Below are 21,758 nucleotides of genomic sequence, written 5' to 3'. Positions count from 1 at the left end.
ATGCGCGTCATGGCACAGGTCGCGATGGTCATGAACCTCGACAAGTGCATCGGATGCCACACCTGCTCCGTCACCTGCAAGCAGACGTGGACCAACAGGCAGGGCACCGAGTACGTCTGGTTCAACAACGTCGAGACCCTCCCCGGGCAGGGCTACCCCCGCCGCTGGGAGGACCAGGAGAAGTGGAAGGGCGGCTGGGAGCGCACCCGCTCCGGCAGGCTGCGGCTGCGCTCCGGCGGCCGGCTCAAGCGCCTCGGCAGCCTCTTCGCCAACCCCGGACTCCCGGAGATCTCCGACTACTACCAGCCCTGGACGTACGAGTACAAGAACCTCACCGACGCCCCGGCGGGCAACGACCTGCCCACCGCCCGGCCCGTCGACACGGTCACCGGCGCTCCCCTCGACAGAATCGAATGGGGTCCGAACTGGGACGACAACCTCGGCGGCGCCGTCGAGCACGGCCCCCGCGACCCGGTCGTGGAGAAGATCCGCGACGAGGTGGGCGAGAGGATCCGCTTCGAGTTCGAGCAGTCCTTCATGTTCTACCTGCCGCGCCTCTGCGAACACTGCCTCAACCCGGCGTGCGTCTCCGCCTGCCCCTCCGGCGCGATGTACAAGCGCGCCGAGGACGGCATCGTGCTGGTCGACCAGGACCAGTGCCGCGGCTGGCGGATGTGCGTCTCCGCCTGCCCGTACAAGAAGGTCTACTTCAACCACTCCACCGGCAAGGCGGAGAAATGCACCTTCTGCTTCCCGCGCATCGAAGCCGGCATGCCGACGGTCTGCTCCGAGACCTGTGTGGGCCGCATGCGCTACCTCGGCGTGCTGCTGTACGACGCCGACAAGGTCGCCGAAGCGGCGGCCGTGGAGGACGAACACGACCTCTACCCGGCCCAGTTGGGGTGCTTCCTCGACCCGCACGACCCCGCCGTCCAGGAAGCCGCCCGCGCGTCCGGCATCACCGAGGAGTGGCTGGACGCCGCCCGCCGCTCCCCGGTGTACGACCTCATCGCCACCTACCAGGTCGCCCTCCCGCTCCACCCGGAGTACCGCACCATGCCGATGGTCTGGTACGTGCCGCCGCTGTCCCCGGTGGTCGAAGCGGTCGCCGCCACCGGCCACGACGGCGAGGACGCCGGCAACCTGTTCGGCGCGATCGACGCCCTGCGCATCCCCGTCGAGTACCTCGCCGGGATCCTCACCGCCGGTGACACCGGCGTCGTGGACGCGGTCCTGCACCGGATGGCCGCCATGCGCGCCTACATGCGGCGCGTCAACCTCGGCGAGGAACGCGACGAGTCGATCGCCCGCGCGGTCGGTCTCACCGGCGAGGAGATGGAGGACATGTTCCGGCTCCTTGCCGTCGCCAAGCTGGAGGACCGCTTCGTGGTCCCCAGCGCCGCCCGCGCCGACGCCGACGCGCTCGCCGACAGCCACCCCTTCGAGGAGGCGGGCGACGCCGCCTGCCCCGTCGCCGCGCTCCCGGTGCAAACCCCCACCCGGGTGATGCTCAACCTCGGCACCACCAGGAGGAGCGCATGAGCACCCTTCTGACGTCGGACTCCGTGACCCGGCTGATCGCCGGACGCTGCCTGGAGTACCCGGACTCCCGGCTGTACGCGGACCTGCCGCAGCTCCGCGGCGCGCTGGACGGCGCCGGACCCGAGGCCGCCGCTCTGCTCGGGGGCTTCCTCGACCACGTCGCCGCCACCGAGCCGCTCGACCTGTGCGCCCACTACACGGCCACCTTCGACACCCGCAACCGCCGCTGCCTGTACCTCACCTGGTGGGCCGACGGCGACACCCGGCGGCGCGGCCTCTCCCTGGTCCGCATCAAGCAGATCTACCGTGACAAGGGTTTGGAGTACGCCGACGAGGAACTGCCCGACTTCCTCCCCGTCGCCCTGGACTTCGCCGCCCGCCACCCGGACGCGGGCACCGCCCTCCTGGAGGAGCACCGGGTCGGCCTGGAACTGCTGCGCCTGGCCGTCACCTCGGCCGGTACCCCGTACACCGCCGTACTCGAAGCGCTCTGCACCACCCTCCCCGGCCCCTCCCCGCAGACGAAGGAGGAGGCCAAGGCGATGGCCCGCAACGGGCCGCCGCGCGAACTCGTCGGCATCGGCTCCCCGCCGACGCCGTTCGGCCGGGGCGCCGACCTGCCCTGGCCAGCCCTCGGGGTGCCCGCGTCCTCCGCCGCTGCCGGAGTTCCACCCTCCGCGGTTGCGCCCTCCGCTGCCGGAGTTCCGCCTTTCCCGGGCACGGCCTCCGCGGCGCCCGCCGTCCCGGGCACGCAGCCCGCAGCGCCCGCACCCGCCGCCGTGGCGCCCGCATCCCCGAAAGGCCCTCGGCATGAGTGACCTGCTCCTGTGGGGCGTCCTGCCCTACGTATCGATCGCGCTGCTGATCGCGGGTACCGTCTGGCGTGCCCGCTACGACCAGTTCGGGCTGACCACGCACTCCTCCCAGCTCCACGAGTCGAAACTGCTGCGCGTCGGCTCGCCGCTCTTCCACTTCGGGATGCTCTTCGTCGTGCTCGGCCACGTCGTCGGACTGCTGATCCCGCGGAGCTGGACCGACGCCGTCGGCGTCAGCGACCACACGTACCACCTCGTCGCCGTCGGCACAGGCGCGGTCGCGGGCGCGGCGGCGGCCGTCGGCATCGGACTGCTCGTGTACCGCCGCCTCAAGGTGCCGGCCGTGCGCCGCGCGACGCTGCGCAGCGACCATCTGATGTACACGTTCCTGCTCGGCGCGATCACCCTCGGCCTGCTCGCCACGATCCTCAACTCGACCGGTGCGACGCACGGTTACAACTACCGCGAGGGCATCTCCCCGTGGTTCCGCTCCCTGTTCGCCCTCTCGCCGGACTACGCGCTGATGGCGGGCGCCCCGCTTGCCTTCAAGCTGCACATCCTGTTCGGCTTCACCCTGTTCGCGCTGATCCCGTACTCGCGGCTGGTGCACATGTTCAGCGCCCCGGTGAAGTACCTCTTCCGGCCGTACGTGGTCTACCGCAGCCGGGACCCCCGGACCGTGGGGCAGCGCGCGGAGCGCCGGGGCTGGGAGCACACCCGATGACGTACGCACACGCGGTGACGCACCCCGGCCCGGCCGGAAACGGAACGGGGGGCGCGGCCACGACGCCCGCCCCGGCCCCCGCCGCCCCCCGCTCCCGACTGGTCCGCACCCCCCGCCACGCCGTCGCGGAGCGCCCCTTCCTGGTCATCTGGGAAGCCACCCGCGCCTGCCCACTGGCCTGCCTGCACTGCAGGGCGGAGGCCATCCCACGGCGCGACCCGCGCGAGCTGAGCAGTGCGCAGGCCCGCGACCTGATGGACCAGATCGCCTCCTTCGGCCGCCCCCACCCCCTCTTCGTGGTCACCGGAGGCGACCCCTTCCAGCGCCCCGACCTCACCGAACTGATCGCGTACGGCACGGCGCTGGGCCTGCGCGTCGCCGTCTCCCCGTCCGGCACCCCGACCCTCACCCGGCAGAACCTGACGGCCGTACGGGACGCGGGAGCGGTCGCCCTGTCGCTCAGCGTCGACGGCTCGACCGCCGCCCGCCACGACACCTTCCGGGGTGTCGAAGGGGTCTTCGGCCTGACCCTCGACGCCTGGCGCACGGCCCGTGCACTCGGCCTCAAGGTGCAGGTCAACACCACCGTCTCCCGTCACAGCCTGGACGACCTCGCCGACATCGCCGCCCTCGTCCACCGCGAGAAGGCGATGCTCTGGTCCGGGTTCCTGCTGGTGCCCACCGGACGCGGCGCGGAACTCGCCTCGCTCACCCCGGAGGAGACCGAGGACGTCCTGCACTTCCTGTACGACTGCGGCGCGGTCATGGCCACCAAGGCCACCGAGGGCCACCACTTCCGCCGCGTCGTCCTGCAACGTGCCGCGCTCGCCGAACGCGGGGAACAGCCCCGCACGGGCCCGCTGCACGCCCGCCTCACCGCCCGCGCGACCGCCCTCGGGCTCTTCGACGGCGCGCACCGGGCGGTCCGCCGCCCACCCATGGACGTGTCCTCCGGGCGCGGCTTCGTCTTCATCACGCACACCGGCGACGTCACCCCCAGCGGGTTCCTTCCGTTGTCCGCGGACAACACCAAACGCCGCCCATTGCCGGACATTTACCGTGAATCACCCCTGTTTCAGGAGCTGCGCGACCCGTCGCGGCTACGGGGCAAGTGCGGCGTCTGCGAGTACGCAGCGGTGTGCGGCGGCTCGCGCTCCCGGGCCTACGCCGTCACCGGCGACCACCTCGCCGCCGACCCGTGGTGCGCCCATCAGCCGGCCGCGTGGCAGCAGACCACGGCCGCGTGGCAGCAGACCACGGCCGCATGTCAGCAGACCACAGCCGCATGTCAGCAGACCACGGCCGCATGTCAGCAGACCACGAAGGAGACCCCGTGCGCTCAGTGATCGTCATCGGCGGAGGCATCAGCGGACTCGCCGCCGCCTGGGAACTGCGCGGCAAGGCCGACGTCACCGTCCTGGAGGCCCACGAGGTCGTCGGCGGCAAACTCCGCACCGGCACCCTGGCCGGCATCCCCGTCGACGAGGGCGCCGAATCCCTGATGGCGATGCGCCCGGAGGCCGTACGCCTGGCCGAGGAGGTCGGGCTCGGCGACGCCCTGTGCGACCCCGCCCCCGCTCCGGTGACCCTGTGGACCCGCGGAGCCCTCCGCCCGCTGCCCGCCGGCCACGTACTGGGCCTCCCGCCCGACCCCGGCGTCCTGGCCGGCACCGGCCTGCTGTCCGACGAGGGCCTCGCACGGCTCGCGCGGGAAGAAGCGGTACCGGCCGCGCCCGTCACCGGTGACCTCAGCGTCGCCGAATACCTCACGCCGCGCATCGGCCGTGAGGCGCTCGACCGCCTCGTCGAACCGCTCCTCGGCGGCATCTACGCGGGCCGTACCGACCACCTGTCCCTGCGCTCCGCCATGCCCGGCATCGCGGCGATCGCCGCCTCGGGCGGCTCGCTCCTGGCCGCCCTGCGCGACCGCGTCCCACCCCGCCCCGCGCCGGGACGCACCCCCCAAGTGGTGCGCGGCCTCGCGGGCGGCACCGGCCGCCTCCCGCTCGCCGTCGCCCGCGCGAGCGGCGCCCGCGTCCTCACCCGCACCACCGCACTCGGCCTCGAACGCATCCCCGGCGGGCGCTGGCGGGTGCACTCCGTCACCGCGCAGGGCCCGCTCGCGCTCGACGCCGACGCCCTCGTCCTCGCCCTGCCCGCGCACGCCGCCGCGCCCCTCCTGCGCCCGCACTCACCCGCCGCGCACGCCGCGCTCACGGCCGTCCGGCACGCCGGATCGGCCGTCCTCACGATGGCGTTCGACGGAAGGGGGGACGGCCCGCCGCCCGGACTGAACGGCTTCCTCGTCCCGCCGGTGGAGGGCCGTACGATCAAGGCCGCCACCTTCCTCACCCGCAAGTGGCCCTGGCAGCGCGACGCGGCGCCCTCGGCCCTCGTCCTGCGCGCCTCCGTCGGCAGGGCCGGTGAGGAGCACCTGCTCGGCCTGGACGACCACCGGCTGACCTCCCTCGCCCGCACCGAACTCACCGCAGCCGTCGGCCCGTTGGGGGACCTCCTCGCCTCGAAGGTGACCCGCTGGTACCGCGGACTCCCGCAGTACGACGTCGGCCACGCGGACCGGGTCGCCGCGATCCGTGAGGCGACCGGCGCCCTGCCGGGCGTACAGGTCTGCGGCGCGCTGTACGAGGGCGTGGGAGTGGCGGCCTGCGTCGCGACGGGAAGGGCGGCGGCGCAACGGCTGCCGGCGGGCTGACAGCACGCTTCCCACCCGTCCGGCCCCGGACCTCCACATCCGTCGGGCATACTGTCCGCGCCGCGCGTGGCCCGCACCGCCTTCGGGGCGGTGCGGGCCTTCGGGGGCGGACGGGTGACCGTGACGGCATGGGACGGGGAGAAGAAATGAAATACCGAACGGGCTTGATCGCGCTGACCGTGGCGGCGGGCACCGCGCTGCTGACCGGGTGCGCAGGGGAAGAGCCGCCGACGCCCGTCGAGTACGGCTCGGCCAGGCCCGCGGGGGACACCCTGGGACTGAAGCCGCCCCGGGGCTCGGCGGTCACGCTGTCGCAGTGGCCCGACGGCTGCAAGCTGGTGACCGACGAAGAGCTGCGCGCCGTGCTGCCCCAGGCGAAATCCGTCACCCGCGAGCCGCGGAAGCTGACGATCATGAACTTCAACCCGCTGGTCGAGGCCGCCCCCGGCACCACCGGTGACGTGCCCCGGGCCGGCTGCAAGTACGAGTTCCACCTCCCCTCCGACGGCGAGAAGGAGTTCCCCAACAGCCACTTCAGCCTCCTGGTGACCACGATCGCCGACCCCGCCCTGGTCGCGAAGGAGTACCGCGAGGACAAGGACAGGGCGGTCAAGAAGGAGAAGGGCTTCGCCGACCTGGCCGGGTCGTGGGGGGCGAAGGACTGCTACCGCGTCGGGGAGGGGTTCAGCGCCAAGGTGACCTGCCTCCAGGGGGCGTACGTGTTCGAGGTGGACGGGGACACCGACGCCGCGGGCGTGGCGCAGATGCCGGAGCCCGGAGCGGAGAAGAGCGAGAACCTCGCGGCCGTACAGAAGCGCAGGGACCTGTGGATGGAAAAGGTCCTGCCCCAGATCGCGAGGACCGTCGCCGCCCGCCTCTCCTGAGAAGGACGTCACCACGGCAGAGGCCCTCCCCGCCCGTCGGCACACGGAGCGGGGAGGGCCTGAGCCACGTCTCTCAGATCGTCGACGCGTCGATCACGAACCGGTAGCGCACGTCGCTGGCCAGGACCCGCTCGTACGCCTCGTTGATCTGGTCGGCGTCGATCAGCTCGATCTCCGCGCCCAGACCGTGCTCCGCGCAGAAGTCCAGCATCTCCTGGGTCTCCTGGATGCCGCCGATGCCGGAGCCCGCGAGGGTCTTGCGACCCGCGATCACCGAGAAGAGGTTGAGCGAAACGGGCTCCTCGGGAGCGCCGACGTTCACCATCGCACCGTCCGTGCGCAGCAGGCTCAGGTACTTGTCCAGCGGCAGCGGCGCGGAGACGGTCGAGACGATCAGGTCGAAGCCGGCCCTGAGCTGCTCGAAGGTCGCCTCGTCACTGGTCGCGTAGTAGTGGTCGGCGCCCAGCTTCAGGCCGTCGTCCTTCTTGCGCAGGGTCTGCGAGAGCACGGTGACCTCGGCGCCCATCGCGTGAGCGATCTTGACGGCCATGTGGCCGAGACCGCCGAGGCCGACGACGGCGACCTTCTTGCCGGGGCCCGCGTTCCAGTGGGCGAGCGGGGAGTACGTGGTGATGCCCGCGCACAGCAGCGGCGCGGCGACATCCAGGGACAGGCCGTCGGGGATGCGGACCGTGAAGGCCTCGTCCACCACGATGTGGGTGGAGTAGCCGCCGTACGTGGGCTCCCCGTTCTTGTCGAGGGCGTTGTACGTGCCGACGTTGCCCTTGACGCAGTACTGCTCGAGGCCGGCCACGCAGTTCTCGCACTCGCGGCAGGAGTCGACCATGCAGCCGACGCCCACCCGGTCACCGACCGCGAACCTGGTGACGGCGGAGCCCACCTCGGTGACGACACCGGCGATCTCGTGGCCCGGGACCATCGGGAAGATGCCCTCGCCCCAGCCGTCGCGCGCCTGGTGGATGTCCGAGTGACAGATGCCGGAGTACTTGATGTCGATCAGTACGTCGGACTCGCCCACCGGGCGGCGCGGAATGGTGGTCCGCTCCAGGGGGGCCTTGGCGGACGGTGCGGCGTAAGCGGAAACGGTCGTGGTGCTGGTCTGTGCGGTCATGCCGTCCACGGTGCCAGCCTCGGAGACATTCACCCAGGTCACCGTCCTGCCTACGTCCAGTGGTCCTACTACTGGCGGGGACAGGATGCTGTGCGTACGACCCTGGATACTGGACACCATGGACGACTCGCCGACCCATCCGCCCGCCCCGGACCTGCCCGCTCCGGAGCCCCTCGACGGTCGCGCCGAGCTCAGTGAGTTCCTGCGCACCCGCCGGGCCCGGCTGCAGCCGGAGGACGTCGGTCTGCCGAACTTCGGACGCCACCGGCGGGTGCCCGGCCTGCGCCGCGAGGAGCTCGCGCAGCTCGCCGGCGTCTCCGTGGCGTACTACACCCGCCTCGAACAGGGCAACGGCCGCAACGTCTCGGGCGAGGTCCTGGACGCGATCGCCCGCGCGCTGCGCCTCACGGACGCCGAGCACTCCCATCTGATGCACCTGGCCAAACCCAAGCAGCACAAGAAGCGGCGCCCGGCCCGCCCCCAGCACATGCGCCCCGCGCTGCACCATCTGATGGACGCGATGGACGGCGTTCCCGCCTATGTGGTGGGCCGCCGCTCGGACATCCTGGGCTGGAACCGCATGGCCGCCGCCCTCTTCGGCGACTGGGCCGCACTGCCCCCCGAGGAGCGGAACTGGGCACGCATCTGCTTCCTGCACCCGGGGACCCGCGAGCTGTTCGTGAACTGGGAGCAGAAGGCCTCGGACATGGTGAGCTTCCTGCGGATGGAGGCGGGCTGCTTCCCGAACGACCCCCTGCTCTCGGCCCTGGTCGGTGAGCTCTCCGTGAAGAGCGAGGAGTTCCGGAGCCTGTGGGCCACGCACGACGTGCGGGAGAAGGGCCACGGAGTCAAGCGCCTGCACCACCCCCTGGTGGGCGAGCTGACCCTGTCGTACGAGACCCTGCGGCTGCCCGACGACCACGACCAGGCACTGGTGACGTACCACGCGGAGCCGGACTCGGCGTCGGCCCAGGGGCTGCGGCTGCTCGCCAGCTGGGGAGCGGACGCGACGCGCGCCGGCGCGACGGGCCCGGGGAACTAGCGGCTGCCCCACGCAAAGCCCCCGGACGCGGTGTGCGTCCGGGGGCCGGCCGGATCCGGACCCGTGGGTCCGGAATGCGGAGTTACTTGTTGACGCAGGTGTTGCCGAAGGCGGGGTTCAGCAGACCGATCACGTTGACCGTGTTGCCGCAGAGGTTCACCGGGATGTGCACGGGAACCTGGACGGCGTTGCCCGAGATGACGCCGGGGGAGTTCGAGGTGACGCCCTCGGCCTCGGCGTCGGCCATGGCGGGGGAGGCAACGCCGAGGGCCATCAGCGAACCGGCGGCGACTGCGGCGATCTTCTTGTACTGCATGGTGGGTCCTTTCAGAGGTGTATCAGTGAGGTGTACGGAGTCCGGGCCGCTCGACCGGCTTGCCCGTGGGCCTGCCGGGCCACGGCTCGGCCGGGCCGGAGCCCCGGTCTGCCCGGAGCGGCCGGCTTCGCCTTGGTGGCCGGCCCGGTGGGCCCGGCCGGCGGCCGACGCTCCGGGGGCCCGCTGACCAAAGCTCGCCGGCGGACGGCTCGTCGGCAGACGGCTGGTCGGCCGGCGGCTCGTCGGTCGTCGGCCCCCGGACGCGTGGTGTGCGTCCGGGGGCCGGCCAGGCCCGGACCCGAGGGTCCGGAATGCGGAGTTACTTGTTGATGCAGTTGTTGCCGAACGCGGGGTTCAGCAGGCCGATGATGTCGACCGTGTTGCCGCAGACGTTCACCGGGACGTGCACGGGAACCTGCACGCTGTTGCCCGAGATGACGCCGGGGGAGTTCGAGGTGACGCCCTCGGCCTCGGCGTCGGCCATGGCGGGGGAGGCCGCACCGAGGGCCATCAGCGAACCGGCGGCAACCGCGGCGATCTTCATGTGCTTCATTTTGAGCCTTCCTTCGACGGCGCCGTGATCAGCGACGTATTTCGTGCTGCACGAGCCTGATTCAGAATCCCGTAGCGCCAGGTCGATATCCGTAACGACCTGGCGGAATCTAGGAAACTCAATTTTTCCCGCGAACTTTCGCTATCACCCGAAAGGTGGATAAGGGAATGCGGACGGCCGCTGGCAGGCGGAGAACACCCGACACAGGTGCGCATGGTGAATTTCCTGTGCCGGGCCCGTTGGGCGGAGACGGACGTCAGGGTGTGGTACCGGACAGCTCCGCCGCCTCGGCCCTGGCTTTCTGGGCGGCCCGGTGGTCGCCCGCGCGGGTGCACGCGTCGGCCAGGGCCTCCAGGCCGGTGGCGAGCCATGTCCGGGAGCCGATCCGGCGCCAGAGCCCGACCGCCGCGCCTGCCTGCCGGACGGCGGAGACCGCGTCGCCGGTGGCCGTCCCGGCCTCGGCGAGCGCGAGCAGCGTGGCCGCCTCGCCCCACAGATTGCCGAATTCCCGGTAGGTCGCCAGGCTCTGGTGCAGCAGCTGGAACCCTTCCCGGTGTTCACCCGACCGTACGAGGACGTCACCGAGCCAGCAGTTGGCGTGGGTGGCGGTGAGCCGGTCGCCGAGGGCGGTGCTGATCCCGGCGGCCTGCCGGTAGCAGTCGGCCGCGGCGGAAAGGTCCCCCCGCTTGCGGTGGCTCTGGCCCAGGCAGCGCAGGGCCTGCGCCTCTCCCGGCCCGTAACCCGCCTCCTGGCTCAGGCGCAGGCATTCCGTGAACCGTGCCACGGCCGCCTCGACGCGGCCCTGCTCGAGGTCGATGACGCCGATGCCGTTGGTGGCGTACACCAGGCAGTTGACGTTGTGCGCGGCGCGGGCGAGGTCGACGGCGCTGGTGAAGTGGGCGACGGCCGTCGCGTACTGGCCCAGCAGCCGGTGCACGTAGGCCAGGCCCGCGGTGGCGCCGGCCCGGTAGGAGGGGTCCTGTCCCTCGGAGAGCAGCAGCGCCTGTTCGAAGTGCGCAACCGCCTCCGGATAGCGGTCGAGGATGGTGGTGAGCTCGCCGAGGCAGCGGTGGAGCGTCGCCGCGCTGTGGCGGTCGCCGGAGTGCAGGGCCGCTTCGAGGGCCCGGCTCTGGAGCCGTTCCCAGTCGTCGAAGTGGCTGCGGACCTGGAAGAGCGTCGTGAGCGCGGTGGCCAGCCCGGCGGCCGGTGCCACCTGTGCGTGGTCGAGCGCCTGGTCCGCGACGCGGATGAGGAACTGACGTTCCTCGTCGAACCAGGCAAGCGGGTCGGCAAGGAGCTGGTCCGTATCGGCGGCAGTGGGTGTCCAGACGGCCAGGTCCCGCTGCGAGAAGCGCTGGAAGTCGACGCTGAGGGTGTCCGCCGCCCGGTCCGCCAGATGGAGACTCGCTCCGAGCAGCCGGTCCCGCGCGCGGGCACGGACCTCCTTGCCGTCCTCCCGCTCCGCCCGCTCCCTGCCGAACAGCCCCACCAGGTCGTGCAACCGATAGCGGAGCCCGGTCGGTGCGACCGGCCGGGCTTCCACCAGGTGCACCTCGGTCAGGTCGTCGAGCAGGGCTTCCGCCCGCGCCACGCTCGTGCCCAGCAGCGCGGCCAGCGACCAGCCAGCGAAGTCGGGGCGCGGCAGCAGCGCGGCCATGCGCAGCGCGTGCCTCCCGGCCGGGGCCATGCCCCGGTAGGTGAGTTCGAGGCTGGCCCGTACGGCGATGTGGCCGACGGCCAGTTCGTCGAGCTTGCGCAGTTCGTCGGCGAGGGCGAGGGCGACCTTGCCCAGGGGCCAGTGGGGGCGGGCGGCCAGGCGCGCTCCGGCGACCCAGACCGCCAGGGGAAGGCCGTGGCAGGCCTCCACGATGGAGCGTGCCGCTTCGGCCTCCTCGGTGGCGCGGGCCGCGCCGATCATCTCGCGTAGCAGCGCGAGGCCCGCCGATGCGTCGAGAACGCTCAGCGGGAGCCGGGCGCCGCTCAGGCCCGCGAGGGTGGTCCGGCTCGTCGCGACGGCTGCGCAGTGCTCGCCGCTGGGCAGCAGGTCCCGTACCTGGGTGGCGTCGGCCGCGTTGTCCAGCAGGACCAGCACGCGCTGCTGGGCGAGGAGGGTGCGGTACAGGTGGACACGTCCTGTGGGGTCCGCGGGCACCGCCCCGCCCTGGATGCCCAGTGCGCGCAGGAAGGCGCCGAGCACGGTGAAGGGGTCGGCCGGCTCGCCACCGTAGCCCTGGAGGTCGGCGTAGAGGCGGCCGTCGGGGAAACGGGTGACCAGCAAGTGACCGACACGGATCGCGAAGGCCGTCTTGCCGATCCCGGCGGGGCCGGTGACCAGCAGGGTCTGCGGCCCCCTCTCCTGCCTGCCCAGCAGTGCGCGGCCCTCTTCCAGCGCGTCCCGCCTGCCGACGAAGAACGGCTGGTCGGGAGGCAACAGGGAAGGCACCAGCGGCCGTTCCCCTGTACCAGCCTGTCCCGGGCGGTGCTCGCGGCCGCCGGGACCCGGGCCGTCGGCAGCGGGGTCGAGGGGCCGCTCCGTCGCCCGCGTACCGCCGCCACCGGCCAATTCGCCCCGTACGCGGGCCCATTCGGTCACCGCCTCCTCGTCCCCGCCACATGCCCGTATCAGCGCCGACACCAGGGGCTCGCCCGGCAGTGAGCCCCGGTTCAGCGCGGCGGCCAGGGTGCTGACCGGCAGGTGGTCGCCGCGGTCCCTGGCCCTGCGCTCGAGTGCGCGGAAGGACAGTCCGGAGCGGGCCTTCACCGCGCTCAGCAGGGCCACGAACTCAGCTGTGCTCCGTACCGCGTCGGGTCCGTGAGGCGGCGCCGTCACGTCGTAGTACAAGCTGTCGTCACGCCGACCACTCTAGTGAGGCGAGGTGATCCCGTACCGGGCCGATCAGGCCAATCACGGTGCGCGGATACCGCGCGGACCCTGCGAAGCGTCCCGTGCGGCCCTTCAAAGCTCCTCCTGCCAGGCCGTATGCCGTCCTCGCCCGTCCGGGACAGTCCGGGACAGGCGGCGAGGGTTGTGACGTACGACGAGAGCCCGGCAACCTCCATGACTACGCCGGGCGGGCAGCCCTGCGCGTCCCACCCAAGAAGGAGGAACGGATCATGCAGCTCATCCGAGCGGTGTCGGACCGTCTGCTGGAGGCGGTGGCTCCCAAGGCACAGGCGTCGGCAGTGTCCTGCTGGCAGTACGAGTGCATCCCCTACAGCGGGTGCGCCCAGCGCAAGGCGTACTGGGCTTACGACCCGTGCAACGACCGGGACTACAAGAAGTGGTGCGGCTGCTGACGCGGACTTCGACCGGGTACGGGGTCCGGCTGCCTCCGGGGAGCCGGGCCCCGGGCCCGACCGAATTGGCTGCCGAAGCCGTTCCAGCCGTTCCAGCCGTTCCAGCCGTTCCAGGCGTTCAAGCCGTTCAAGCCGTTCAAGCCGTTCCAGCGAAGGACTCGCCAGTGAACCAACTGATCGATGTCTGCCGGATCTTCCTCGGTCTGGTCTTCCTCTGCTCGGTGGTCGGCAAGCTGCGCAGTGCCGCCGCCTTCGGTGCGTTCCGGGCCACGGTGGTGCGGCTGGCCCCGGCTCTGCGCGGCTGGAGCCGGGCCGTGGCGGTGCTCGTCGTCGGGGCCGAGGCGGCGGTGGTCGGAGCGCTGGCGGTGCCCACCACCACGGTCGCGGGGTTCGCGCTGGCTGCCGTGCTGCTGGCGGTGTTCACCGGTGCGCTGACCGGGGCGCTGCGGGGGAGCGCCCCGGTCGAGTGCCACTGCTTCGGCGGCGGGGCACCGATCGCGCGCCGGCACGTCGTACGCAACGCGGGCCTGCTGGGTGCCGCACTGACCGGACTGGTCGTAGAGCTCACACAGCTCACGGCGAGCGATCCGGTGCGTCCGGTGGCCGACACCGCAGGGGGGCCGGCCGCGATGCTGCTCCCTGTCGGTGCGGCCCTGCTGCTGACAGTCGTGACCGTGACCCTGGACGACCTCGCCCACCTCTTCGGCCGAGGTGACGCGCACGGCGCTGCCGGAGCCGGGGCGGGAAGGACCGGCGGATGAACCGGACGAACCCGCTCGTGGCCGGTGCCGGGCTGGCCGCTCTGTCTGCCGGGGCCCTGCTGCTGGTGGCGAGGCGCAGGTACGTCGTCATCGGCGTGAGCGGAGCCAGCATGGCGCCGGCCCTGGCCGACGGCGACCGGGTGCTGATCCGGCGCACCCTGCTCGACCGGGTCCGCCCGGACGATCTGGTGGTCTCCCGGCCGCCGGCCGGTGCGCGCTGGGACGCGATGCTCCTGCCCCGCTGGCTGATCAAACGTGCTGCGGCCGTGCCGGGCGACCCGGTGCCGCCGCATGTCGTGGCAGCGGTGGGGGGAGTGCCGGGGGCGCTCGTGCCGCCGGGCCGCGTCGTCCTGCTCGGGGACAACCCCGACGAGAGTCTGGACTCCCGGTTCTGCGGCTACTTCCGCGAGCACCAGATCCTCGGCGTTGTCGTCCGGCACCTGCCGCGCAGGGCGTGAGCCGCTGCCCTTACGCCCGACCCCTCACGATCCGCCCCTTGCCCCCCGCGCTCAGCTCAACTCGTCCTCGTGGCAACCGGTTTCGTGGCAATCGCCCCTTAGGAAAGGAAGCTGTGTCATGTCCTGTCTGACCGTCGCTGTGCTGTTGCTGGGAGTCCTCGGCGTCTTCAATCTGGTCCTGACGTTCGGGGTCGTACGGCGGCTGAGGGAGCGACCCGCGTCAACGGCGCGGAGCGACTGGGACCGGGCCACCGGGCTGTCGCCCGGGGCCAGGGTGGGCACCTTCTCCACCGTGGACACCGGTGGGCGCCCGCTCACGGACGCGAGTCTGCACGAGGGGCTCGTGGTGGTCTTCGTATCGCCGGACTGCCCCGCGTGCGAGGAGACGCTGCCCCATGTGGTGGAGCGCGCCGAAGAGTACGGTCCGGGCAACGTGCTCGCCGTCGTCATCCGGGACGGGGCCGACCCGGGCGATCCGGGGCCCTACGTGGACCGGCTCAGCCCGGTGGCCCGCGTCGTCCTCGCCGACATGGGCGGCGAACTCACCACGGCCTTCGACATCCAGGGGCTGCCCGCGTACGTCGGGATGGGCGCGGCCGGGCACGTGGCGGACACCGGGCGCATCCTGCCGCGCAGGCCCTCCACCTCGGGCCCAGGCCCGACCGCGGACCCGTACCCCTCCCTGCCCCGGCCCCGGGCGGACATCGACGCATGAGCGGCGCGCGGGAGCGGCTCACGGCCGGGGTCGCGGTGGACACCGCCCGCGCCACCGGCGCTCTTGCCTGGCGGGCGGCTCCGTGGACGCTCGTGGTGCTCGTGGTGCTCACGGTGGCTCTGGCGACCGTGCCGGTGGCGACGGCCTGGCTGACCCGGCTCATCCTCGACCGCCTCACCGGCACCGGGGGAGAAGCGTTGTTCACGTTGGCAATGGGGCTCGCCGGGACGGGGCTGGTGGCGGCGTTGCTTCCGCTGTGGGCGCAGTTCCTGCTCGCGCGGTTCAACCGCGCGGCCGGCCTGCGCGCGGTGGACCGTCTGTACACCACGGTCAACTCCTTCCACGGGTTGGCCCGGTTCGAGAACCCCGCCTTCCAGGACCGGTTGCGCATGGCGCGCTCGGCGGCCGGACATGCGATCGGGCGTTTCACGGACAGCGGGCTGCGCATCGCGGGCGGGACGCTGACCACGCTGGGCTTTCTGGCCGCCCTCTACGCGGTCGATACGACGATGACGGTCCTGGTCACGCTCTCCGCCCTGCCCGCGTTGGTGGCCGAGCTGAAGATCTCCCACCGCAGGGCCCGCACCGAGTGGCGTGTCAGCGCTGCCCAACGGCGTGAGTTCTTCTACCAGATGCTGCTGTCCGACCTGGACGCGGCCAAGGAGATCCGGCTGTTCGGGGCCGGCGGATTTCTCAAGGAACGGATGCTTGTGGAGCGGCGGAGCGCCGATGCCGTGACCCATCGCACCGATCGCCGTGAGTTCCTGACCCAGGGGCTGCTCGCCCTGCTCAGTGCGCTGGTCGCCGGTGCGGGCCTGATCTGGGCGGCGCTGGCGGCCAGGCGCGGCCAGTTGACGGTCGGTGAAGTGGCCATGTTCGTGGCGGCCGTTGTCGGCGTACAAGGGGCCCTGGCCAGTCTCATCAGGTCCCTCGCCGATGTGCATCAGCAGTTGCTGCTGATGGGGCACTATCTGGCCGTCGTACGGGCCGGCCCCGACCTTCCGCCTCCGCCGCCCGGCTCACCGCGTACCGGAAAGCCCCTTCCTGCCCTCCGTACCGGCATCGAGTTCCGGGACGTCTGGTTCCGGTACGCCGACGACCAGCCCTGGATCCTGCGCGGGGTGAACCTGTTCGTCCCCTGCGGCGAGGCGGTCGCCGTGGTCGGGTGCAACGGCGCGGGCAAGAGCACCCTCGTCAAACTGCTCTGCCGGTTCTACGACCCCACGCGCGGCACCGTCCTCTGGGACGGCATCGACCTCACACAGATTCCGGTGCCACAGCTGCGTCAGCGTCTCGGCGCGGTCTTCCAGGACTACGTGCCCTACGCCCTCACAGCGGCGGAGAACATCGCGATCGGCGACGTCGGGACGCTCGGCCAACCCGACAGGATCCAACGGGCGGCCCGCCGGGCGGGAGTGCACGACCTGCTCTCACGGCTTCCCCGGGGCTACGACACCATGTTGTCCCGGGTGTACACCCGGGACACCGGGCACGACGACGAAACCGGCACCGCACTCTCCGGAGGCCAGTGGCAACGCGTGGCACTGGCGCGGGCATTGGTGCGGGACGAACCCGATCTGCTCATTCTCGACGAACCGAGCTCGGGCCTGGACGCCGCCGCCGAACACGACGTCCATCTGCGGCTGCGGGAGCACCGCGCCCGTCGCACGAGCCTGCTGATCTCCCACCGCCTGGGCGCTGTGCGCGATGCCGACCGGATCGTGGTCCTGTCCGACGGCCGGATCACCGAACAGGGCACCCATGACGCGCTGCTCCTGGGCGGGGGCGTGTACGCCGACCTGTTCACCCTCCAGGCGAGCGGCTACCAGGAGGGGCGGGGCTGATCCCGTACTGCGTACGCACATGCGCCCGTACGCACATGCGCCGCCCGGCATCCGCGCGTGGGTGACAGGAACCCCCCGGGATTCTGGTCAACACCGGCCCAGGAGGGCCAGTGCCCCGGAGAAGCCGACGGCTCCCGCGGTCAGGGCGACGGTGGCCCCCCACAGGACGGCGGGGCGCGGCGTGCCGGGTTCGGGACGGGCGGGGCCGCACCCGCAGCGGTACGTCCCCGACAGCCCGGTCGGAGCGTCGTCGAGTCGGTACTCGCCGAACGGGCGGACGGGGGAGCGGCCGGCCTGCGCTGTTTCCGTTACGGACTTCATGACGGGCCCCCTCGCCGCAAACCCGTGGGGGGAAACCGCCGGGCACCGGACACCACCTGTACGCACCTTTAGCCCGATGGAGATATCAGCCGCTTAACGGCACCCGCACGGGTGAAGCGGCCCGCCACCCCCCGCGGCGCCCGGCGAGAGAGGCCCCGCATCCGCCCCGGTGGCTAAGCGGCGGTGCGATAGCCCGTCCGTGTGGCCGGGCAGGACCGGCACGAGTGGGCGGGCCCTGGGCCGGGAAGAGGACAGCATGCCCCGACCCCTGCCCGCGGCGGGAGTCACGTCCCGCAGTCAGTACCGCATCGCCCCGGAGGCGCACCCGTGAGTTTCGATTCGTTCCTCGACCTGGTGAACTCGCCGGTCTACGTGGTGACCGTCGCCGCCGACGGCGTGAGGGCCGGATGCCTGGTCGGCTTCGCGGGCCAGTGCTCGATGAGCCCCGCACGGTTCGTCGTCTGGCTCTCCCGGGAGAACCACACCTACCGTCTCGCGTGCAGGGCACGCTCCCTTGCCGTGCATCTGCTGCCGCAGCGCCACGACCTCGCCGAGCGCTTCGGCGGCGAGTGCGGAGCCGAGCACGACAAGTTCGACGGCCTCGACTGGACCGAAGGCCCCGAGGGCACACCGCTGCTCAGCGATGCCAGCGCCTGGTTCACCGGGCGCATCGTCGAGCGGTTCGACGCCGGCGACCACGTGGGCTTCCTCCTCGCCCCGACCGGTGCCCAGGTCGGCCCCGACGCCTCCCCCGACGTACTGATGCTCCGTCAGGCCCTCGACGTGACGGCGGGCCACCCCGTTGCCGACTGACGGCTCCGCCGGCCCGGTGCGCTTTTGCCCGGTGCGCCGATACCCGATACCCGGTGCGCCGATGCCCGATGCCCGATGGACGCCGGACAGCCCCCGGGCGCGGGCCGACCGGGGGCTGTGCTGGGGGACAGCGGGGGCTGAGGGGACGATGAGGACTTACGGGGCGGTGGGGGACAGCGGGACCGCGGCGCCGGGTGTGGCGGAGAGTCAGTGGTTGCCGTCGCCGTTGCCCGCGAGGACGGGGATGTCGCTCAGGATGTGGGAGAGCGGCTCGTCGCCCTTGGCCTGGGTGGCGTTCTCGGCGCACTGCTGGTTCTGCGGGGCGGACAGGATCGGGATGTCCTGGACACCGACGTTCACCAGGGCGACGAGGGACTGGAGGTTGGCCTTGAAGGGAACGCCCACACACAGCTTGTTGAGCGAGCCCTGGACCGGGTACAGCTGCGGGCTCAGGTTGCCGGTGGTCTCGGAGTTGCCGTAGTGCTGCTCCGCGCCGTTGCCGCTCTGTGAGGTGGTGCCGGTGTCGTCCGCGATCGCCATCGCCTGCGGTGCGCCGAAGGCACCGAAGCCCAGCGTGGTCGCTGCGAGTGCGGCGGTTGCCATGACCTTCTTCATCTCTGGGTTCCCTCTTGTTCGTCGGGCGCCCCGGATACGGAGCCCTCTGCAGAACTCCGGTGCCGCTCCTTTGGTTATCGCCATTCCCCCGTATGGCGGGCAAGGTGGGGGTACCGCACACCACGGCCGCACCGCGCGAAGCGGTGTCGCGTGACTTCCCGGGGGCGGGCCGGTTGGAGCATGCGTACCGTCCGAAGGCTCTCCCTGGAGGCTCTGTGTCCCGTACCCGTACCACTCTCGCCGTCCTGCTGCTGGCCGCCTCCGGTGTGCTCGGGGTGGCCTCGCCCGCCCTCGCGCGCGCCCACTGCCCGGAGCCCGCCACCCTGCTGCTCTCCGACGAGCGCTACGCCCGCTTCCTGGCGGCGTCCCCGCAGGAGCAGCGGCTGATCGAGAACAACCCGCGGTACCGCGAGGCCTGGCTCGGCTGCGAGGCGCCCGGCCGTGTCGAGCCGAACCTGTGGGGCGAGGGCTACGTCTGCATCCCGGAGGGTGCCGTCCAGTGAGGCGCGGCAGGTGGCCCCCCGCAGCCGGGTAGGTGCCGCCCCCTCCGCAGCCGGGTAAGTATTGAGTGCTGCTCAATACTTGCCCGTCCGTATGGGGGCGGCCTGCTGTAGGGCGTCCCGCTCATCCACGTGACCTATCTCCCCATATGGCGCCCGGCCTTCCCGTCGAGCCTGCCGCATGTTTAGAGTGGTGCTCTAAATGGTGTGTGGAGGAGTGACGGCGTGCGACTGACCCCGACCGAACGTGACCGGCTGCTGCTCTTCGGGGCTGCGGAGCTGGCGCGGGCCCGCAGGGCGCGCGGGCTGCGGCTCAACGTTCCCGAAGCGACCGCCCTGATCGCGGACGCCGTCTGCGAGGCGGCGCGGGACGGACGACGGCTCGCCGAAGCCATCGAGACCGGGCGCGGCGTGCTCGGCCCCGACGACGTGCTGCCCGGCGTCGCCGACGTGGTCACCGAAGTCCATGTCGAGGCGGTCTTCGACGACGGTTCGCGGCTCGCCGTGGTCAGCGACCCCTTCGGCGGCGGCACGCTCGGGGACGACGCCCCCGGAGCCCTGCTGCCGGGGCCCGGGTACCAGGAACCGGAGCCGGACGTACGGATCACCGTGCGCAACACCTCCGCCGTCCCGGTCTCGGTGACCTCGCACTTCCACTTCTTCGAGGCCAACCCCCGGCTGGAGTTCCCCCGGGCCGCCGCCTACGGGATGCGGCTCGCCGTGCCCGCGGGGTCCTCCTTCCGCTTCGGGCCCGGCGAAAGCGCCGACGTGGGCCTGGTGCCCATCGGCGGGGACCGTGTCGCGATCGGCTTCGCCGGACTGGTGGACGGTCCGCTCGACGCACCCGGCGCGAAGGAGGAGGCCCTGCGCAGGGCGGCGGCCTGCGGCTACCTCGGAGCGACGCCGTGAGGAGCGGCCCGAACCCGGAGGGTCCCGGCTCCCAGGACCCCCGAACGCCCTGCCGCCCGGACTCCTCCCCTTCCGGCCGCGTCACCGCCCACCCCACCCCGCAGCCGACGGAGGCGACCCGATGAGCCCTGCCATCACCCCCTACGAGTACGCCGCCGTGCACGGCCCCCGGGCCGGCGACCGGGTGCGGCTCGGGGACTCCGGGCTCGTCGTCCGCGTGGAGGCCGACTCGCAGCAGCCCGGCGAGGAATTCCTCGCCGGGTTCGGCAAGACCGCCCGCGACGGACTGCACCTCAAGGCCGCCGCCGTCCGCGACACCTGCGACGTGGTGATCAGCAACGTGCTGCTCATCGACGCCGTGCAGGGCATCCGCAAGGTGTCCATCGGCATCAGGGAAGGCCGTATCTCCGGCATCGGCCGGGCCGGCAACCCCGACACCCTCGAGGGGGTCGACGTCGTCGTCGGCACCGGGACCACCATCGTCTCGGGCGAGGGCCTCATCGCCACCGCGGGAGCCGTCGACACCCACGTCCACCTCCTCTCGCCCCGGATCATGGAGGCGTCGCTCGCGAGCGGCGTCACCACGATCATCGGCCAGGAGTTCGGGCCGGTCTGGGGAGTGGGCGTCAACTCGCCCTGGGCGCTGCGGCACGCCTTCGGCGCCTTCGACGCCTGGCCCGTCAACATCGGCTTCCTCGCCCGGGGTTCGTCCTCGCACAGCGCGCCCCTGGTCGAGGCGCTCGCCGAGGGCGGGGCCAGCGGGTTCAAGGTCCACGAGGACATGGGCGCCCACACCCGCGCCCTGGACACCGCGCTGCGGGTCGCCGAGGAGCACGACGTACAAGTGGCCTTGCACAGCGACGGGTTGAACGAGTGCCTGTCCGTCGAGGACACCCTGAAGGTCCTGGAAGGCCGGACGATCCACGCCTTCCACATCGAGGGCTGCGGCGGCGGGCACGTGCCCAACGTCCTGAAGATGGCGGGCGTGCCGAACGTGATCGGCTCGTCCACCAACCCCACGCTCCCCTTCGGGCGCGACGCGGTCGCCGAGCACTACGGGATGATCGTCTCCGTCCACGACCTGAAGACGGACCTGCCAGGCGACGCCGCGATGGCCCGCGACCGCATCCGCTCCGGCACCATGGGCGCCGAGGACGTCCTGCACGACCTCGGGGCCATCGGCATCACCTCCTCCGACGCCCAGGGCATGGGCCGGGCGGGGGAGACGGTACGCCGCACCTTCCAGCTCGCCGGGAAGATGAAGGCCGAACGCGGCGCCGAGGGCGACGACGACAACGCCCGGGTACTGCGCTACATGGCCAAGCTGACCATCAACCCGGCCATCGCCCACGGTCTCGCCCACGAGATCGGCTCGGTCGAGGTGGGCAAGATGGCCGACCTCGTGCTGTGGCGCCCGGACTCCTTCGGGGCCAAGCCGCAGCTGGTGCTGAAGTCGGGCTTCCCCGCGTACGGCGTCACCGGCGACCCGAACGCCGCCACCGACACCTGCGAACCCCTCGTCCTCGGCCCGCTGTTCGGCGCCCACGGCACGGCCCCCGCCGACCTCTCGGTGGCCTTCGTCGCGCAGGCGGCACTCGACCTGGGCAACGACACCATGCCCACCCGCCGCCGCCGGGTCGCCGTCCGCCACACCCGGGGCATCGGCCCGGCCGACCTGCTCCTCAACTCCCGCACCGGCTCCGTCGACGTCGACGGCCGCACCGGACTGGTCACCCTCGACGGCGATCCGCTGCGCTCGGAGCCCGCGGATTCCGTCTCGCTCAACCGGCTCTACTTTCTCTGA

Annotated in this window: 22 protein-coding genes; 16 read left to right on the top strand and 6 right to left on the bottom strand. The window is 72.1% G+C overall.

The genetic code is table 11. The annotated features are described in order from the left end of the window. From narH to ACFWVV_RS08445, 6 genes are all read left to right on the top strand, one after another. Positions 1-1,542, top strand: a complete 1,542-nt coding sequence (gene narH / locus ACFWVV_RS08470) for a nitrate reductase subunit beta (RefSeq protein ID WP_384358348.1) — start codon at positions 1-3, stop codon at positions 1,540-1,542. Continuing rightward, positions 1,539-2,360 carry a nitrate reductase molybdenum cofactor assembly chaperone gene (narJ, locus tag ACFWVV_RS08465; protein ID WP_384358346.1) on the top strand — a complete coding sequence of 274 codons (822 nt, stop codon included), beginning with the start codon at positions 1,539-1,541 and terminating at the stop codon, positions 2,358-2,360. Before narH ends, narJ begins: the two co-directional genes overlap by 4 nt. Then, on the top strand, positions 2,353-3,081 hold the full coding sequence (narI, locus tag ACFWVV_RS08460) for a respiratory nitrate reductase subunit gamma (RefSeq protein WP_384358344.1): 729 nt from the start codon (positions 2,353-2,355) through the stop codon (positions 3,079-3,081). The genes narJ and narI overlap by 8 nt, the downstream gene beginning before the upstream one ends. Then, the gene (locus ACFWVV_RS08455) at positions 3,078-4,427 is read left to right on the top strand and encodes a TIGR04053 family radical SAM/SPASM domain-containing protein (RefSeq protein WP_384358342.1); all 1,350 of its coding nucleotides are present in this window, start codon (positions 3,078-3,080) and stop codon (positions 4,425-4,427) included. The genes narI and ACFWVV_RS08455 overlap by 4 nt, the downstream gene beginning before the upstream one ends. Continuing rightward, entirely contained in the window at positions 4,415-5,794 is a 1,380-nt protein-coding gene (hemG, locus tag ACFWVV_RS08450; protein WP_384358340.1) for a protoporphyrinogen oxidase, read from the top strand. Before ACFWVV_RS08455 ends, hemG begins: the two co-directional genes overlap by 13 nt. A gap of 146 nt (positions 5,795-5,940) precedes the next feature. Next, entirely contained in the window at positions 5,941-6,678 is a 738-nt protein-coding gene (locus ACFWVV_RS08445) for a hypothetical protein (protein WP_384358338.1), read from the top strand. 73 nt (positions 6,679-6,751) lie between these two features. On the opposite strand, the gene ACFWVV_RS08440 is transcribed toward ACFWVV_RS08445, so the two are convergent. Next, positions 6,752-7,810 carry an NAD(P)-dependent alcohol dehydrogenase gene (locus tag ACFWVV_RS08440; RefSeq protein WP_384358336.1) on the bottom strand — a complete coding sequence of 353 codons (1,059 nt, stop codon included), beginning with the start codon at positions 7,808-7,810 and terminating at the stop codon, positions 6,752-6,754. Between the two features lie 118 nt (positions 7,811-7,928). On the opposite strand from ACFWVV_RS08440, the gene ACFWVV_RS08435 reads away from it, so the two are divergent. Then, on the top strand, positions 7,929-8,852 hold the full coding sequence (locus tag ACFWVV_RS08435) for a helix-turn-helix domain-containing protein (RefSeq protein WP_384358334.1): 924 nt from the start codon (positions 7,929-7,931) through the stop codon (positions 8,850-8,852). 82 nt (positions 8,853-8,934) lie between these two features. Here ACFWVV_RS08435 and ACFWVV_RS08430 read toward each other — a convergent pair whose 3' ends face one another. The 3 genes from ACFWVV_RS08430 to ACFWVV_RS08420 form a co-directional block, all read right to left on the bottom strand. Continuing rightward, the gene (locus ACFWVV_RS08430; RefSeq protein WP_384358332.1) at positions 8,935-9,168 is read right to left on the bottom strand and encodes a chaplin; all 234 of its coding nucleotides are present in this window, start codon (positions 9,166-9,168) and stop codon (positions 8,935-8,937) included. A gap of 319 nt (positions 9,169-9,487) precedes the next feature. Next, positions 9,488-9,721: a chaplin gene (locus ACFWVV_RS08425; RefSeq protein ID WP_384354862.1), complete on the bottom strand. Its 234-nt coding sequence runs from the start codon at positions 9,719-9,721 to the stop codon at positions 9,488-9,490. Between the two features lie 256 nt (positions 9,722-9,977). Continuing rightward, positions 9,978-12,500, bottom strand: a complete 2,523-nt coding sequence (locus ACFWVV_RS08420; RefSeq protein WP_384354860.1) for an ATP-binding protein — start codon at positions 12,498-12,500, stop codon at positions 9,978-9,980. A 335-nt stretch (positions 12,501-12,835) separates the two neighbouring features. Between ACFWVV_RS08420 and ACFWVV_RS08415 the strand changes: the two genes are divergently transcribed. The 5 genes from ACFWVV_RS08415 (at position 12,836) to ACFWVV_RS08395 (ending at position 16,796) form a co-directional block, all read left to right on the top strand. Next, on the top strand, positions 12,836-13,018 hold the full coding sequence (locus ACFWVV_RS08415; protein ID WP_384354858.1) for a hypothetical protein: 183 nt from the start codon (positions 12,836-12,838) through the stop codon (positions 13,016-13,018). 164 nt (positions 13,019-13,182) lie between these two features. Further along, positions 13,183-13,779 (top strand): MauE/DoxX family redox-associated membrane protein, encoded by a 597-nt coding sequence (locus ACFWVV_RS08410; protein ID WP_384354856.1) that lies wholly within the window; start codon positions 13,183-13,185, stop codon positions 13,777-13,779. Next, positions 13,776-14,237: a S26 family signal peptidase gene (locus tag ACFWVV_RS08405; RefSeq protein ID WP_384354854.1), complete on the top strand. Its 462-nt coding sequence runs from the start codon at positions 13,776-13,778 to the stop codon at positions 14,235-14,237. Before ACFWVV_RS08410 ends, ACFWVV_RS08405 begins: the two co-directional genes overlap by 4 nt. 118 nt (positions 14,238-14,355) lie before the next feature. Continuing rightward, complete coding sequence (locus tag ACFWVV_RS08400; protein ID WP_384354852.1) at positions 14,356-14,952, top strand: TlpA family protein disulfide reductase; 597 nt, start codon at positions 14,356-14,358, stop codon at positions 14,950-14,952. Beyond that, a complete protein-coding gene (locus ACFWVV_RS08395) occupies positions 14,949-16,796 on the top strand; it encodes an ABC transporter ATP-binding protein (RefSeq protein ID WP_384354850.1) in 1,848 nt (615 codons plus the stop codon). The genes ACFWVV_RS08400 and ACFWVV_RS08395 overlap by 4 nt, the downstream gene beginning before the upstream one ends. Before the next feature lie 87 nt (positions 16,797-16,883). Here ACFWVV_RS08395 and ACFWVV_RS08390 read toward each other — a convergent pair whose 3' ends face one another. Beyond that, the gene (locus tag ACFWVV_RS08390; protein WP_384354848.1) at positions 16,884-17,117 is read right to left on the bottom strand and encodes a hypothetical protein; all 234 of its coding nucleotides are present in this window, start codon (positions 17,115-17,117) and stop codon (positions 16,884-16,886) included. A 327-nt stretch (positions 17,118-17,444) separates the two neighbouring features. Here ACFWVV_RS08390 and ACFWVV_RS08385 point away from each other — a divergent pair, with 327 nt between their 5' ends. Further along, positions 17,445-17,930 carry a flavin reductase family protein gene (locus ACFWVV_RS08385; RefSeq protein WP_384354846.1) on the top strand — a complete coding sequence of 162 codons (486 nt, stop codon included), beginning with the start codon at positions 17,445-17,447 and terminating at the stop codon, positions 17,928-17,930. Between the two features lie 207 nt (positions 17,931-18,137). Here ACFWVV_RS08385 and ACFWVV_RS08380 read toward each other — a convergent pair whose 3' ends face one another. Further along, positions 18,138-18,545, bottom strand: a complete 408-nt coding sequence (locus ACFWVV_RS08380) for a rodlin (protein WP_384354844.1) — start codon at positions 18,543-18,545, stop codon at positions 18,138-18,140. A 215-nt stretch (positions 18,546-18,760) separates the two neighbouring features. On the opposite strand from ACFWVV_RS08380, the gene ACFWVV_RS08375 reads away from it, so the two are divergent. The 3 genes from ACFWVV_RS08375 (at position 18,761) to ACFWVV_RS08365 (ending at position 21,758) form a co-directional block, all read left to right on the top strand. Further along, the gene (locus ACFWVV_RS08375) at positions 18,761-19,048 is read left to right on the top strand and encodes a hypothetical protein (protein WP_384354842.1); all 288 of its coding nucleotides are present in this window, start codon (positions 18,761-18,763) and stop codon (positions 19,046-19,048) included. Positions 19,049-19,270: 222 nt separating this feature from the next. After that, positions 19,271-19,954 carry an urease subunit gamma gene (ureA, locus tag ACFWVV_RS08370; RefSeq protein WP_384354840.1) on the top strand — a complete coding sequence of 228 codons (684 nt, stop codon included), beginning with the start codon at positions 19,271-19,273 and terminating at the stop codon, positions 19,952-19,954. Between the two features lie 121 nt (positions 19,955-20,075). Beyond that, the gene (locus ACFWVV_RS08365; protein ID WP_384354838.1) at positions 20,076-21,758 is read left to right on the top strand and encodes an urease subunit alpha; all 1,683 of its coding nucleotides are present in this window, start codon (positions 20,076-20,078) and stop codon (positions 21,756-21,758) included.

Origin of the sequence: Streptomyces sp. NPDC058663, assembly GCF_042716745.1 — a bacterium.
In the GTDB taxonomy this organism is placed as follows: Bacteria; Actinomycetota; Actinomycetes; order Streptomycetales; family Streptomycetaceae; genus Streptomyces.
Note: the sequence above shows the minus strand (reverse complement) of the source record. Positions and strands in the feature narration are given on the sequence as shown.